This window comes from Paractinoplanes rhizophilus, from assembly GCF_042664765.1.
GTDB classification, from domain to species: Bacteria; Actinomycetota; Actinomycetes; order Mycobacteriales; family Micromonosporaceae; genus Actinoplanes; species Actinoplanes rhizophilus.
Window position 1 is genome coordinate 23586 of sequence record NZ_JBHTBJ010000056.1, and the last position, 14877, is coordinate 38462.

The following is a 14877-nucleotide window of genomic DNA, read 5'->3' on the forward strand; positions in this document are numbered from 1 at the left end:
CGGGGATGCGACATGCCAGCCCGGCGCCGCCCCGAGATCGTCAGTCTCGGGGCGGCGCCCGGCGGATCCCCCCGGAGGTCAGGAGCCGGTGACCGTGAACGGCAGCTCCACCCGCGCCGCCGAATCGGCGCCGGACAGGGTGATGCCGGTCCGGCCCGGGGTCGCGGCGCCCGGCACGCTCACCGTCTCGCCGGAGAGCACGCCGTCGGCGTTGGCCCGCAGGGTGGTGGCGCTGAGCCCGTCGCCGAACGTGCCGGTGACGGTCTCGTTCGGCGCGAACCCGGAGCCGTCGACGGTGACGGCCGTGCCACGCGGTCCGGCGGTGACCGACAGCGTCGCCTCCGGCCGGAACGCCGGCGGCGCGGGCCGCTGGGCCGCCTCGGCGGTGGTGGCGACCGCCACCCGCGCCGGGGACCTGGCTACCGTCACCTGGAGGGTGGCGACGCCGCTGGACAGCGTGTCCCACGCGGTCACGTGCACCGGGTAGGTGCCCGGCTGGGCGTACGTGTGGGTGGCGCTGATCGTCCCGGAGGCGTCGACGGCGGCGTCGGCCGGCGGCGTGCCGTCGCCCCACTGGACCCGGGCGTGGTAGCCGGTGGCGACGCCGCCGCCGACCGTGCCCAGTTCGGCCGTGAGCTGCTGCCCGGCGGTGGCGGTCAGGTCCCGGCCCGCCGTCAGCGCCAGCGCGGGCGGCGGCGTGCCGTCGTCGGCGACGGCGAACACGTGGATCCGGCCGGCCGAGCCGGGATCGCCGGACTGGGCCGGCAGGGTGACCGAGACGAGCGTCTTGCCCGCCGGGATCCGGTACGGCGCGGTGGCGAACAGGAACGGCCGCGCCGCGTCCCGGCTGGTGCCGAGCAGCCGGTACGCGGTCCGGGCCACCACGATGTTGTCGTAGGACGGCGTGCCGTCGGGGTTGCCGCCCAGCGTCCAGTCGCTCATCTGGATCGGGATGGCGGCGGTGCTGCCGTCGCTGAAGTTCGCGGTGCCGGTCGTGCTCTGGTTGCCCTGGGTGCCGGCGCCGATGAACGAGATGCTCGTGGCGTCGGCGGGCAGGTGGAGCGCGATCGTGCGGCCGTTGCCCACGGCGTCGTCCGGCTGCCCGGCCGGGGTCGCCGGCAGCGTGAAGCGCAGCGCGGTCCCCGGCACCTGCACCGGCTTGCCCTGGGTCACGCCGCCGGCCGCGAGGGCGGCCCGCGAGTAGGCCCAGTTCTTCGCGTCGCAGTTGGCGGCGAGCACGCCCTCGTCGCCGATGCAGACCGTGTCGAACGCGGCGACCAGGCCGTTCGCCGGCACGTAGGCGACATCGACGCCGACCGTGGCGGAATCCTGGCTGGTCCCGTCGGTCACCGTCACCGACGCTTGATAAAAGCCCGGTTTCGCGTACGTGTGAGCGCCGGTGACGCTGTAGACCGCCCGCGACGACTGGGCTGTCGTGCCGGCGGTGACCGGCGTCCCGTCGCCCCAATCCACAGTGGCCTGATACGCGGTCGCGGTGCCACCGGTGACGGTGGCCAGCGGCACCGACACCGCGGCGCCGGCCCGCGCGGGCACGTCACCGGACGCCGTCACCGCGACCGCTCCGCCGCCCAGCTGGACGTCGCCGCCGGCGAGCAGCTCGATCTCGGCCAGGTTCGCGTTCTCCGCGCCGGCCGTCCTCGTGACTACGAGGCGGAACTGCTGGAAGCGGCCCGGCCGGTCGATCCGGAACGGCCGGGTCTGGTTGCGCCACGGGAACGCCTCGTTCTGACGAGCGTCCACAGTGGTCCACTTGATCCCGTCGCGGGAGCCCTGCAGCTTCCAGTCGGCCGGATCGCCGGGGTTCGCTCCCGAGGTGAGGGTGTAGTACGTCGGCGCCTGCTTGCCGCCCCGGTACGCCCAGGTGACCTGGGGCGTGCCGGAGGCGAACGCGAGCTGCGTGACCGACGAGTCGTCGAACAGCTTGGCGGCGTCCTGTCCGCCGGCCGTGGTGGCGGTGCCGAGCCCGGGGCCGGTGGTGTCCTGCAACGGCTTCGGGACGTCGTGGCCCTTGGTCAGCGACTCCGGCGCGTCGTGCTTGCCGGTGCCCCAGGACGACGGGTTCGGGCCCATCCGGAACTCGATGGTGCCGCCGCGGCCGAGGACCGCGGAGTCGATGGAGACCCCGTGCTGCGTCCGTCCGTTGACGCGCACGCTCTGCACGTACACATTCTTGGTGTTGTTGTTCGTCGCCTTGACGACGATGTCGCCGGACTTGCGGTGCACCGTCATCCGGCTGAACTGCGGCGAGCCGATGGCCCAGTTCGGCGAGCCGTTCTGCAGCGGGTACAGGCCCAGCGAGCTGAGGATGTACCAGGCGGACATCTCGCCGTTGTCCTCGTCGCCGAGGTAGCCCTGGCCGATCTCGCTGCCGGCGTAGAGCCGCCGCAGGATCTCGCGCACGATGGCCTGGGTCCGGGCCGGCGCGCCCGCGTAGTCGTACATGTAAGGGATGTGATGCGAGGGCTGGTTGCTCATGCCGAGCTGGCCCAGGCGCACCGCCCGCGCCTCCAGCATCTCGTGGATGATGCCGTTGTAGCCGCCTCGACGGTCGGCCTTTTCCGGCGTCGCGAAGAACTCGTCGAGCTTCTGGCGCAGCTCCTTCTGGCCGCCGTAGAGGTTGGCCAGGCCCTGGCCGTCGTGCGGCGCGGTGAAGGCGTAGTTCCAGCCGTCGGTCTCGGTGTAGACGCCACCCCAGTCCCGCGGGTCGCCGGCCAGGAAGGCGCCGGCCGCGTTACGACCCTGGAAGAACTCCGTCTCCGGGTCGAACATATTGACGTAGTTGCGGGCTCGGTCGAGGAAGTACCGCGACTCCTCCTTGAGCTGTTCGCGCCGGGCCTTCGGCGTGCGCGGGTCCGTGGCCAGCGCGGCGGCCATGTTGCCGATGCCGTAGTCGTTGATGAAGCCTTCCAGGGCCCAGGACACCGACTCGCCGGTGGAGGTGGGCGTGTAGCCGAGGAACAGCGACGTCTCGATGCCCTTGCGCCCGACGGCGCCGCGGCCGGAGGCCACCGTCGCGTCCTTTACCGCCGCGTCGTAGGCGGCGAGCGGGTCGGGCAGCTTGACCCCGTTCAGGTACGCCTCGGCGAGCGCCACGTCGGCGCTGGTGCCGGTCATCAGGTCGGCGTAGCCGGGCGAGGACCAGCGGGCGATCCAGCCGCCGTCGCGGTACTGCTGCACGAACCCGTCGGCGATCTTGGCGGCGATGTCCGGGTAGAGCAGCGAGTACGCCGGCCACACGGTCCGGTAGGTGTCCCAGAACCCGTTGTTCACGTAGATCTGGCCGTCGACGACCTTCGCCCCGGTGGCGGTCGGAGTGGACGTGCCGGTCGGCGCGGACACCGGGCTGGCGTACTGCCAGCGCGGCGCCTTGGCGGTGCCGGTGTTCTCCGACTGCGAGTTCGGGTAGAGGTTCAGCCGGTACAGGTTCGAGTAAAGGCTGACCAGCTGCGTCTCGGTCGCGCCCTGCACTTCGATCCGGCCCAGCCGGTCTTTCCAGGCCGCGGTGGCGGCGGCGCGCACCTGGTCGAAGGTCTTCCCGGTGACCTCGAGGCTTTCGTTGCGCTTCGCTTGGTCGAGCGAGATGAACGAGGTGGCGAACCGCAGCGTCACCGTCTGGCTTTCTTTTGCGTTCGCCGTCAGGTCGAAGGTCGCGGAGGCTGCTCCCGTGGTGGTCGGCGCGCGGTCGAAGGTGCCGGCGTAGAACATCCGGCTCCGGCCGGCGGACAGGCCGCTGCCGTTGTCGACCCAGCCGGTGACGGTGCTGTCCGTGCCGAAGCTGAACGTGCCGTTCCAGAAGACCAGGCTGCCTGTGGTGCTGCCGGCCGGGTAGGTGAACTGCATGATGCCGCCGTGGTCGGTCGGCGACATCCGCGCGGTCAGCCCGCTCTGCGTCCGGACACTGTAGAAGTCGGGCCGGGCGACCTCGTCGTCGTGGCGGAACGGCAGCGCACGGCTGCTCGGCTGCCCGGTCAGCGAGCCGCCGGCCGCGACCGGCATGACCGACATCTGGTTGCGGTCGCCCATCCACGGGCTGGGCTCGTGCGAGGTCGCCAGGCCCTGCAGCATCGTCAGGTTGGCGGCGTTGTTGGCGCGCTGGTACACGTACTCCCAGGAGTCCGACGTGGCGTCGGTGACCGGCGTCAGGAAGTTGAAGCCGTTCGGCACCGCCGAGATCGGCAGGTTGTTGCCGCGCGAGAAGCCGCCGGAGGCGTTGGTGCCGCGGCGCGTGTCGACGTAGTTGGTGAGCGTCCGGCCGTCGATCGGCGCCGGCGTGCCCACGATCGCGAGGTCGTCGATCCAGCCCTGGAAGCGGGTGGCGGCGGTGGCGCCGGGGTTGTCGTAGGCGAGCAGGATGCGGTCGATCGTCTTGCCGTTGGCGACCGCGCCGAGGTCGGATTGCACCGCGTTCCACTCGTCGGCGAACAGCGCCTTCGCATCGCCCTGGTCGGCCGCGGTGAGCGGGTTGCCGTGCTGGTCGACCGCGGACCGCTCGCTGAGGTAGCTGCCGTCGGTGAAGTGCAGGTCGACGGCCGCGTAGGTGGACGGGTACTGCAGGTTCTCCCCGGTGAGCTCGGGGAAGATCTTGTAGCTCAGCCGCGACTTCGGCCCAACCCGGATGTTGACGTCGAAGAGCTTGTTCGTCGCGTGCGAGCGGCCGTCGGTCCGGGCGCCGCCGGCGTAGCGGAGCGAGGCGACCCCGGTGAAGCCGGCGTTCGGCTTCTGGTTCGCGCCGCGGTTGGGGCCGGCGCCGGCCACGCTGACCATCGGGGTGGCCGGCGGCAGGGCGCCGGAGCCGTCGCTGATGTCCCAGTCGGCGAGCTGCACGATCGAGTCGCCCGAGTTCGCGGTGATGGTCAGCCGATAGTAGGCGTACGCGGTGGTGTTGGCGAAGCTGTAGACGTTGGTCGCGTAGCGGCCGTCGTACGTCTGCCCGGTCCGGCGGTCCAGATCGGTCCACGCCGTGCCGTCGTCCGAGCCCTGCAGGGTGAAATCCGTCGGGTCCCGGCCGGGAGCGTCGTTCGCCGAGGTCAGCGCGTACTTCGCGACGGCCACGGGCGCGGCCAGCCGGTAGGTGACCCAGCCGGTGCGGCTGAACGCCAGCCATTTGGTCGACGAGTCGCCGTCGGTGAGCTTGACGGCGGTCTCGCCGGGCGGGTTCTCGGCGCTCGCGGTCACCGCGCTGACCTGCTTGAGCAGGCTGCCCGGCAGGACCGCCCCGGGCGTACCGGTCAGGTTTGCCTGCAATGGCTTGCCGTCCGCGCCGAGCTCGGCCGTGGTCGCCGTGGGCTGCGGGTCGGTGGTCTCGAACGAGGAGCGGAAGCCGCCGGGCGGGACCGCGGCGCTCGCCGCCGCCGGGACCGCCAGCAGTCCCAGGGTCAGGAGCAGGACGAGGGATTTCATGCACCACTCCAAAGGGGAGCGGGCGCCGGGTGGGCGCCCGGATCAGACATCGTCAGCTTTCACTCCGTCTGACAACGTTGTCAAGAACGATCCCGGTTTGAATTTGATCTAGCCGGATAACCTGGCCGCCGTGCCTTTACGCAAACGCTTCCGGGAACGCCATCCGTTGACGAACCTGAGCTCCCTGCTGATGTGCGGGCTGCTCGCGGGGCTGGTGCTGGCCGCCGCCTCGTTCCCGGCGGCGGCGCTGTCGGGGCTGGCGGCCAAGGCGGGCGCCGAGGGCTTCGCCGAGCTGCCCACCGAGATCAAGCAGCAGACGTCGCCGCAGATGAGCCGGGTGTACGCGGCCGACGGCCGGACCCAGATCGCCGTCATGTACGACGAGTACCGCAGCGACGTGCCACTGAAGGACATCGCCGTCACCATGCAGAACGCGATCGTCGCGGCCGAGGACCACAAGTTCTACGAGCACCACGGCGTCGACTTCAAGGGCCTGGCCCGGGCGTTCGTGAACAACCAGAACGGCGGGGACCAGCAGGGCGCGTCGACCCTGACCATGCAGGTGGTGCGGATGTCGCTGTCGTACTCGGCGACCAGCCCGGCCGAGGTGGTGGCCGCGACCGCCAAGACGACCGAGCGCAAGATCGCCGAGATGAAGTACGCGATGGAGCTCGAGAAGCAGCTCACCAAGCAGCAGATCCTCGAGCGCTACCTGAACATCGCGCCGTTCGGCAACCGGGCCTACGGCGTCTACGCCGCCAGCCAGGTCTACTTCGGCAAGAAGCCCAAGGACCTGGACGTCGCCGAGGCGGCGCTGCTGGCCGGCATGGTCAAGGGCACCTCGCTGTTCGACCCGACCACCAAGGACGGCTATCCGCGGGCCAAGCAGCGCCGCGACTACGTCATCAACGACATGCTCTCGCTCGGCTACGTCACCGCCGGCCAGGCGGCCAAGGCCAAGACCGAGGTGGTGCCGCACACCACCCGGTCGGTGGGGAACGGCTGCACCAGCGTGTCCCGCAACGAGTGGGGCTTCTTCTGCGACTACTTCCAGCGGTGGTGGCTGAGCCAGCCGGCGTTCGGCGCCAACGAGTACGAGCGGGAGCGCCGGCTCCGCAGCGGCGGCTACAAGATCGTCACGACCCTCGACGTCGAGGCGCAGAAGGACGCCCGCAAGCGCATCCTCCAGCAGCGCAAGGACGACTCGGTGAACGCGCTGCTGCTCGCCGCGGTGCAGCCGGGCACCGGCAGGGTGCTGGCGCTCGCCGCCAACCGCAAGTTCAAGCTGCCGACCGCGGCCAAGCCGAACCCGCTCTCCTCCGACCCGGCCAAGCGCAAGGCGGGCGTGCGGGCCACCTACCCGAACACCACGAACCCGATCGTCACCGGCGGCGGGGACATCCGCGGCTACCAGGCCGGGTCGGTGTTCAAGATGTTCACCATGGTCGCGGGCCTGGAGAACGGGTTCGGGCTGGACCACACCATCACCACCACGCCCCGGTACGTCTCGCCGCTCTACCTCGACTCCGGGGCGCCGGCGGCGTGCGGCGGCCACTACTGCCCGTCGAACTCCAGCGACAAGGAGAAGGGGCCGTACAACATGTGGACAGGCTTCGGCGCGTCGGTGAACACGTACTTCGTGCCGCTGCAGGAGAAGATCGGCGCGGAGAAGGTGGTGGACGTGGCCAAGCGCTTCGGCGTGCAGTTCCGCGAGTCCCGCGACAACGAGCTGGCCACGAAGTACGCCCACGACTGGGGCTCGTTCACGCTCGGCGTCTCGGCGTCGACGCCGCTGGACATCGCCAACGCGTACGCCACGCTGGCCGCGGACGGAAAATACTGCCGGCCGACGCCGATCCAGCAGATCACCACGCACACCGGCGAGAAGCTGACGACCGGTCAGCCCAGCTGCAAGCGGGCGACCACGCCGGAGGTGGCCCGCAAGGCGCTCGACGCGGCCCGCTGCCCCGTCGGCGACCAGGCCCAGCTCGGCAGCTGCGCGGGCACCGGCACGGCCAAGGGAGCGCGCGGGGCGGTCGGACACCCGATCTTCGGCAAGACCGGCACCACCGACGCCGAGAAGACCGCGTCGCTGGTGGTCGGCACGACGTCGATCGTGGTGGCGGGCTACATGGTCAACCCCGACTGGCAGGCCCACAAGGACCAGATGAAGCACGACGTCATCAACCCGGCGGTGTGGAACACGGTCGCCGACTACATGGACGGCAAGCCATCCGAGCAGTTCAAGACGCCGTAGCCCGGCTTTCCCCGCCGGCGGCTTTCCCCGCCGGCGGCTTTCCCCGGCCGGCGGCTTTCCCCGGCCGGCCTTCCCCGCGGCCGGCTCTCCCTGCGGCCGGCTCTCCCTGCGGCCGGCTCTCCCTGCGGCCGGCTCTCCCCGTGGCGGCCCTCCCCGTCGCCGGCGGCCTTCCCCGGGCGGCCGGCAGTCCTCCCCGCGGCCGGCGGCCGTCCCTAGCCGGCGGAGGCCGACTCGGCCTGCCAGATCGCTATCTGGACGCCCACGACGCAGATCTGCACCGGCAGCGGCATGCCGGGCAGATCCGCCTCGATCGCGCCCGTCCAGCCGGAGGTGCGGCGCAGCGAGCCCACCTTCGTCCCGCCGGCCAGCAGCTCCTGCCGGTTGCCCCAGAACGAGGCGCGCCGGAACTCGTAGGTCCGCCCGCCCGACCGCACGGTCCAGCGCTTGCGGCCGGCCTTCTCGATCAGCGCGACCTCGTTGCCCATCTCGTCGAGCATCCGATACTTGGTGCCCCAGCCGTTGGCCCGCACCTGGAAGCGACGGCCGTCAACCTCGAAGTCCCCGCCGGTACGCCACCACGACGGATCCCACACGGCAACCGGCCGCCCGTCCTCGGACATCCGGTAGCGGCCACGCCACATGCTCACCCGCTCGGCGGTCAACATAGCCCGAGGTTAACCACGGCCCGCTACGGCCTGGCCCGCGCCCGGCTGCCCGGCCGCCCCTCTCTCTGCCCGGCCCGGCCGCCCCTCTCTGCCCGGCCGCCCCTCTCTGCCCGGCCGCCCTCTCTGTCCGGCCGCCCTCTCTGTCCGGCCGGGTCGCGGGCGTGCGGCGGGTCGCGGTGGGTGCGGCGGGTTACGGACCAGGGGGTGGACCGGCGTGGATCCATGGCCCGGGCGCCTGCCCGGTCGCGGTGATTCTGGCCGGTCGCGCTTCGCGGGTGGCCCGTCCGCAGGCGGCTGGAAAGAAATGTTATCCCTTTTGCCGCGGCCGAAGATTGGCATGATCGACAGAGGGCCGGGGCTTACCGCCGCATTCCTCGGGGTGAAATAATTCTGCTATGCGACAGCTGCAGTTGTTCACCACGAGCCAACTGGCAAAAATGCGTGATCGCAGCGCGTCGCGCAATTATTCGCCCGAGGCGGAAGAATTCCGCCGCGAACACGCCCGGCATCGAAATTGGGGCCTCGCCCAGCGGCACGGTCAGAAGTTGCTGCGCATTCGCCGTGAGGCCCGCGAGCGTGCGGCCGCCCAGCAACCGCCGGCCGAAGTCAAGACCGCGCGGCCGCTCGAACCGCACGTGGCCCGTCCGGCACCCGAGTCCCCACCAGCGCCGCAGACCCCACCAGCGCCGCAGACCCCACCAGCGCCCCAGACCCCACCAGCGCCCCAGACCCAGCGCACGTCCCAGAGCCAGCCCGGGCCGCAGACCCGGCCCACGCCGCAGACCCAGCGCACGTCCCAGAGCCAGCCCGGGCCGCAGACCCGGCCCACGCCGCAGACCCGGCCCACGCCGCAGACCCAGCACACGCCGCAGACGCGGCCCACGCCCCGAACCCGGCGTGCGCCCGAGGCGCGGCGCTCCGGGGTCGCGAGTTTCGAGGCGGTGCAGTGCGCGACTCCGGGTTCACGGCCGCATTCCGCCTCGCGTGACTTTCGCGGCAGGTGCGTTTTCGCGCTGGGCAGGCGGGGGCCGGGCCGGAACTGTTCCGGCGGCGCTGTGACGTCGGATTCTTGTGCCCATACTATCGGCCCGCCGGATGCACTTCCACTCATCATTTCCATCCGCGGCAAGAATCGCGAGGCTGGTGAAAGGTCGCAGCGCGGGCCACCTGCAAAGCGGATGATTGCTACTTCAGTCGGGTGTAGACGCTCCGACGGGCTTTCCGGCTGCCTCGGCGGCACGCCGCTGGGTACGCCCGCTCGACACCCCGCGCCCGCTCGACAGCCCGCGGTGGCACCCGGCGATGCGGGGTCTGCGGCGGGGCGGGAAACGGCACCTGCCCGAACCGTTGATGTCGATCAATAGGTTTGCCAGTCTGACCCGGTGAAGACGAACCTCAGACGTACCCTTGCCGGGGCCGCGGCGTTGGCTGTCGGCATCGCGCCGGCGGCTGTCGGCGGCGGGCCGGTGGCGGCGGCACCACACACCACGCGGACGGCGGACACCAGCGCCGCTCCGGGGAACTACGACGCGCGGCGGGATCCCGCGGTCGTCGGGAAGTTCACCACCAAACTGGCCAAGCCCCCGGCGGTGGCCGGCGACATGCGGGCCGAGCTGGGCGATCAGGGGATTGTCGACCTCGATCGGCTGACCGGCACGCCGCGGCAGGTGGCGCGGCTGGACGGCTTTCTCACCGGGCCGTCGCGGAAGCCGGCCGTACGCGTCGCCCTCGACTATCTCAAGTCGCACGCCGCGCTGTTCGGCGTGGATCCGGCCACGCTGAAGCTGCGCCGCGACTACGTGGACATCGAGGGCACCCACCACCTGAGCTTCCTGCAGCAGGTCGGGGACGTGCCGGTGTTCGGCAACGGCATCCGGGCCGACGTGGCCCGCAACGGCGCGCTCATCCAGATGACCGGCGCACCCGTACGCCAGATGCCCGACTCGCTGGGCGGCGCGCGGCTGACCGCGGCACAGGCGCTGGACACCGCTCGTCGCGATGCCCGGGAGACCCGGTCCACCCCCTCCGACAAGGCCCACCTGGTCGCCTTCCCGACCGTGGCCGGCCTGCGCCTGGGCTATCAGACCCTCACCATGCAGTCCGGCTACCTGCACGTCATCGACGCCGAGACCGGCCGCGTCCTCTACCGGCAGAACCTCACCGCCAACGACGCCGGGCCGGACGCGCTGGTGTGGGACAACTACCCCGGCGCCCCGGCCGGCGGCAAGCAGCGCCGGGTGTCGCTGAGCCGGTGGCTGTCGCCGCACGCGACCACGCTGACCGGCAACTCGGCGCACGTCTTCTCCGACCTCAACGACAACGACGTCGCCGACGCGGGCGAGGAGGTCGGGCCCAGCTCGCCCGGCCACTTCCGGTATCCGATCAAGGAGTTCACCGGCGAGCTGTGCTCGGCCCAGTTCCGGTGCACGTGGGACCCGTTCGTCGCGTACTCGTGGAATGCCAACCGCGAGATGGACGCCACCCAGTTGCTGTACTTCAACTCGGTTTTCCACGACCACCTGCTGGCCGCGCCGATCGGCTTCACCCGCGCCGCCGGCAACTTCGAGACCCGCGACGGCGACCCGGTGCAGGTCAACGACCTGGACGGGGCGAACACCGACAACGGCTTCCCGGACGACAACCACGTCGACAACGCCAACATGTCGACCCCGCCCGACGGAACGTCGCCGACGATGCAGATGTATCTGCAGCCGGCGGCGAACACGCCGGCGTCGGAGGACCCGTACGTGCCGTCCGACACGGGCAACGAGGCGTCGTCGGTCTACCACGAGTACACCCACGGGCTGTCCAACCGGCTCGTCGTCGACGCCGCCGGGGTGTCCACGCTCAACGGCCCGCAGTCGGGCGCGATGGGCGAGGCGTGGGGCGACTGGTACGCCTACGACTACCTGCAGAAGGAGGGGCTGGAGCGGGACACCCGCGCGCCGGGCGAGCTGGTGGTCTTCGAGTACTCCACGGCCGGCGCCAACACGATCCGCACCGAGCCACTGGACTGCACGGTCGGCGCCCCCGCGACGGTCTGCCCCGGCACCCCGACCGCGGGTCCGGGCGGCTACACGTACGGGGACTTCGGCCACATCTCGCGGCGCGGACCCGAGGTGCACGCCGACGGCGAGATCTGGGCGCAGACGCTGTGGGACCTGCGCACCAAGCTCGGCTACCGGCTCACCGAGTCGCTCGTGACCCGGGCGATGGAGCTCTCCCCCGCCGACCCGTCGTACCTGGACATGCGCAACTCGATCCTGATGTCCGACCTGGTGGTGGACCGCGGCCGGCACCAGCGCGACATCTGGAAGGTCTTCGCGAACCGCGGCATGGGCTTCTTCGCCGCCGCCGTGGACGGCTCGGACACCGCGCCGGTCGAGGACTTCTCGATGCCGCCGTCGCCGCACTCGGCCCGGAGCTCGATCTCCGGCACCGTCACCGATCAGGGCAGCGGCGGCCCGGCGGCCGGGGTCTCGGTCACCTTCGGCGGGCACAGCTCGGGCTTCGCCGGGGCCTACGCCGCGGTCACCGACGCCGACGGGCACTACCGCATCAACAACGTCTTCGTCGGCACGTACCCGAAGGTGGCGGCCGGCGGCGCCGGATTCGAGAGCCAGGTCAAGACGGTCACGGTGACCAGGCGGCCGGCCGTGGTCGACTGGACCGTCCGCCGCGACTGGGCGGCGTCCCAGGGCGGCGCCACGGTGGCCGATTTCAACGGTGACGACTACAGCGGCTTCGGCTGCGGCCCCGGGCAGGCGATCGACATGTCGCAGGGCAGCGGCTGGAGCAGCGATGCGGTCATCACCGAGGGGACCGCGATCGAGCCGCGGTTCGTCACCGTTCAGCTGCCGTCGGCGGTCGACGTGACGTCGATCGAGGTCAACCCGACCGGCAACTGCGGCGACGACCCGAGCTCGTCGACCGGCGACTACCGGGTGGAGACGTCCGCCGACGGCGCCGCCTGGACGGTGGCGGCGACCGGGCACTTCGGCCCGGCCGACCGCGACCGGATGAACGCGGTGCCCCTCGCGGGCGGCACCGAGGGCGTGCGGTACGTGCGCTACACGATGCTCGGCACGCAGGTCGCCGACGAGGGCGGCACCTGCCCGAGCCAGGCCACCGGGTGCTCGTACGTCGACACCGTCGAGGTGGGCGTGTACGGCGCCGCGGCCGGCTGAACCCGGACGGCCCCGATCGACGGCCCCGTGGTCCGCACCATGGCCACGGGGCCGGTCGGCCGGGGTGCGACCGGGACGTATGATCGGCCCACCCGGAACGCGGAGGAGATTCACGATGGCCGAGGTGGACCTGCACACCGATCGCCCGCACCCGGCCCGGGTGTACGACTACCTGCTCGGCGGCAAGGACAACTTCGCCGCCGACCGCGAGGCGGCCCAGCAGGGCCTGCGGGCCAACCCGGACAGCCGGATCCCGCCCCGGGAGAACCGGCTGTTCCTGCGCCGGGCCGTCCGGTTCCTGGCCGAGCAGGGCATCGACCAGTTCCTCGACATCGGCACCGGCATCCCGAGCCCGCCGAACGTGCACCACGTCGCCCAGGAGATCAACCCCGCCGCCCGGATCGTGTACGTGGACAACGACCCGATCGTGCTGGTCCACGCCCGCGCCCTGCTGACCAGCGATCCCCGCGGCCGCACCGACTACATCGACGCCGACCTGCGCGACGTCGACTCGATCCTCGGCTCGCCGGTGCTGCGCGACACCCTCGATCTCAACCGCCCGGTCGGGCTGCTGCTGATCGCCATCCTGCACTTCATCGGCGACGACGACGATCCGGGGGCGATCGTCGAGCGGCTCCTCGCGGGGCTGCCGTCCGGCAGCTACCTGGCGCTGTCGCACCTGACCGGGGACTTCCGGCCGGAGGCGTGGGAGAAGATCGCCGAGGTCTACCGCAAGCAGGGCGTCACCATGCAGGTCCGCTCCCGGCCCGAGGTCGAGCGGTTCTTCGCCGGCCTCGACGTGGTCGACCCCGGGTTGCAGGTGCTGCCGGCCTGGCGGCCCGATCTCGGCGAGCCCACCGTTCCCCCGCCGTCGGACGCGCAGGTGTCGGTCTACGGGGCGGTGGCCCGCAAGCCCTGAGGTCTAACTATTAAGAGTGTTGACAGTTTGTTGCGCATCCATCAAGCTCGATGAAACGAGGTCGAGCTGAAGGAGATGCGATGCGGCATTCACACCGCTGGGTGGCGCTGGCAGTGGGCGCCCTGACCATCGCGGCGGGCTTCGTGACGTCGCCGGCCGTCCTCGCCGCGCCCTCCGGCGCGACGGTCATGGTGGCCTGTTCGGCCCCGGCCTGGGCCGAGGGCACCAGCTACGCCGCCGGGGCGCAGGTCACCTACAACGGGCGGCTCTACCGGGCCCGGGTGGCGCACACCCCGCCGGTCGGCGCGGGGTGGAATCCGGTCGCGGCGGCCTCGCTCTGGGAGGACCTCGGCGCCTGCGACGGGCCCACCACCCCGCCCACCACTGCCCCGACCACGCCGCCCACGTCCCCGCCGCCGGCCACCGGCGGGCTCGCGCACGCGCCCTACGTCGACATGGGCGCCTGGCCGACGCCGAGCCTGCCCACCATGGTGAGCAGCGGCAACCTCCGGAACGTCACGCTGGCGTTCATCACCGCGTCCGCCTGCAAGGCGATGTGGTTCAACGCGTACGACCCGCGGCAGGGCTGGGCCCGCGACCAGATCGACGCGGTGCGCGCCCGCGGCGGCGACGTGAAGATCTCGTTCGGCGGGGCGACGGGCATCGAGCTGGCGCAGGCGTGCACCAGCGTGGCCGCTCTCCAGGCCGAATACCAGGCCGTGGTGAGCGCGTACCACCTGAAGTTCATCGACCTCGACATCGAGGGCAGCGCGACTGCCGATCCCGCCTCGGTCGCGCGGCGCTCGCAGGCCCTCGCCGGACTGCAGCGGGCCAACCCGGGGCTGCGGGTCTCGTTCACGCTGCCGGTGCTGCCCGAGGGCCTGACCGCCGACGGGCTCGGCGTGGTCCGCTCGGCCCGCGACGCCGGCGTCACCGTCGACCTGGTCAACGTCATGGCCATGGACTACTACCGCGCCGGCGACTACGGCAACTTCGCCGTGGACGCCGCGAACTCGACGTTCGCCCAGCTCAAATCGCTGTACCCGGGCCGTGCGGATGCTCAGGTCTGGAAAATGGTCGGGGTCACGCCGATGCTCGGCCAGAACGACGACGGCCGCGTCTACGACCAGGCGGACGCCCGGCAGCTGGTCGCCTTCGCGCAGGGTAAGCACCTCGGCATGCTCAGCTTCTGGGAGCTCGGCCGGGACAAGAACGCCTGCACCGGCGCGCTCTACATGTGCACCAACATCCCCCAGCAGCCGTACGAGTTCAGCCGGATCTTCGCCGGCTACACCGGCTGACCCTAGACGAGTGATGACTGGGTTGAGCTGGGTCAGTGGTCGTAGGCGATCAGGCTGCGGGTGACCGGTTGGCCGGTTTTGTGGTTGTGCCAGATCGCGGCGGTCATGGCGAGTAGGCGTTGGGCGA

Annotated in this window: 7 protein-coding genes and 1 pseudogene; 4 read left to right on the plus strand and 4 right to left on the minus strand. The window is 71.5% G+C overall.

Annotation, left to right across the window (positions count from 1 at the left end):
- Positions 1-78: 78 nt before the first annotated feature.
- On the minus strand, positions 79-5421 hold the full coding sequence (locus ACFQS1_RS37350; protein ID WP_378977180.1) for a GH92 family glycosyl hydrolase: 5343 nt from the start codon (positions 5419-5421) through the stop codon (positions 79-81).
- A 190-nt stretch (positions 5422-5611) separates the two neighbouring features.
- On the opposite strand from ACFQS1_RS37350, the gene ACFQS1_RS37355 reads away from it, so the two are divergent.
- Positions 5612-7678 carry a transglycosylase domain-containing protein gene (locus ACFQS1_RS37355; protein ID WP_378977196.1) on the plus strand — a complete coding sequence of 689 codons (2067 nt, stop codon included), beginning with the start codon at positions 5612-5614 and terminating at the stop codon, positions 7676-7678.
- A 212-nt stretch (positions 7679-7890) separates the two neighbouring features.
- On the opposite strand, the gene ACFQS1_RS37360 is transcribed toward ACFQS1_RS37355, so the two are convergent.
- On the minus strand, positions 7891-8343 hold the full coding sequence (locus tag ACFQS1_RS37360; RefSeq protein ID WP_378977182.1) for a hypothetical protein: 453 nt from the start codon (positions 8341-8343) through the stop codon (positions 7891-7893).
- A 359-nt stretch (positions 8344-8702) separates the two neighbouring features.
- Entirely contained in the window at positions 8703-8978 is a 276-nt protein-coding gene (locus ACFQS1_RS37365; protein WP_378977184.1) for a hypothetical protein, read from the minus strand.
- Positions 8979-9725: 747 nt separating this feature from the next.
- Between ACFQS1_RS37365 and ACFQS1_RS37370 the strand changes: the two genes are divergently transcribed.
- The 3 genes from ACFQS1_RS37370 to ACFQS1_RS37380 all read left to right on the plus strand — a co-directional run bounded on the left by ACFQS1_RS37370 (position 9726) and on the right by ACFQS1_RS37380 (position 14750).
- The gene (locus ACFQS1_RS37370) at positions 9726-12530 is read left to right on the plus strand and encodes a M36 family metallopeptidase (RefSeq protein WP_378977186.1); all 2805 of its coding nucleotides are present in this window, start codon (positions 9726-9728) and stop codon (positions 12528-12530) included.
- 115 nt (positions 12531-12645) lie between these two features.
- Positions 12646-13449 carry an SAM-dependent methyltransferase gene (locus ACFQS1_RS37375; protein WP_378977188.1) on the plus strand — a complete coding sequence of 268 codons (804 nt, stop codon included), beginning with the start codon at positions 12646-12648 and terminating at the stop codon, positions 13447-13449.
- An 80-nt stretch (positions 13450-13529) separates the two neighbouring features.
- A complete protein-coding gene (locus tag ACFQS1_RS37380; RefSeq protein ID WP_378977190.1) occupies positions 13530-14750 on the plus strand; it encodes a carbohydrate-binding protein in 1221 nt (406 codons plus the stop codon).
- Positions 14751-14782: 32 nt separating this feature from the next.
- Here ACFQS1_RS37380 and ACFQS1_RS40715 read toward each other — a convergent pair.
- Positions 14783-14877: pseudogene (locus tag ACFQS1_RS40715) on the minus strand (IS982 family transposase); the annotation flags it as partial.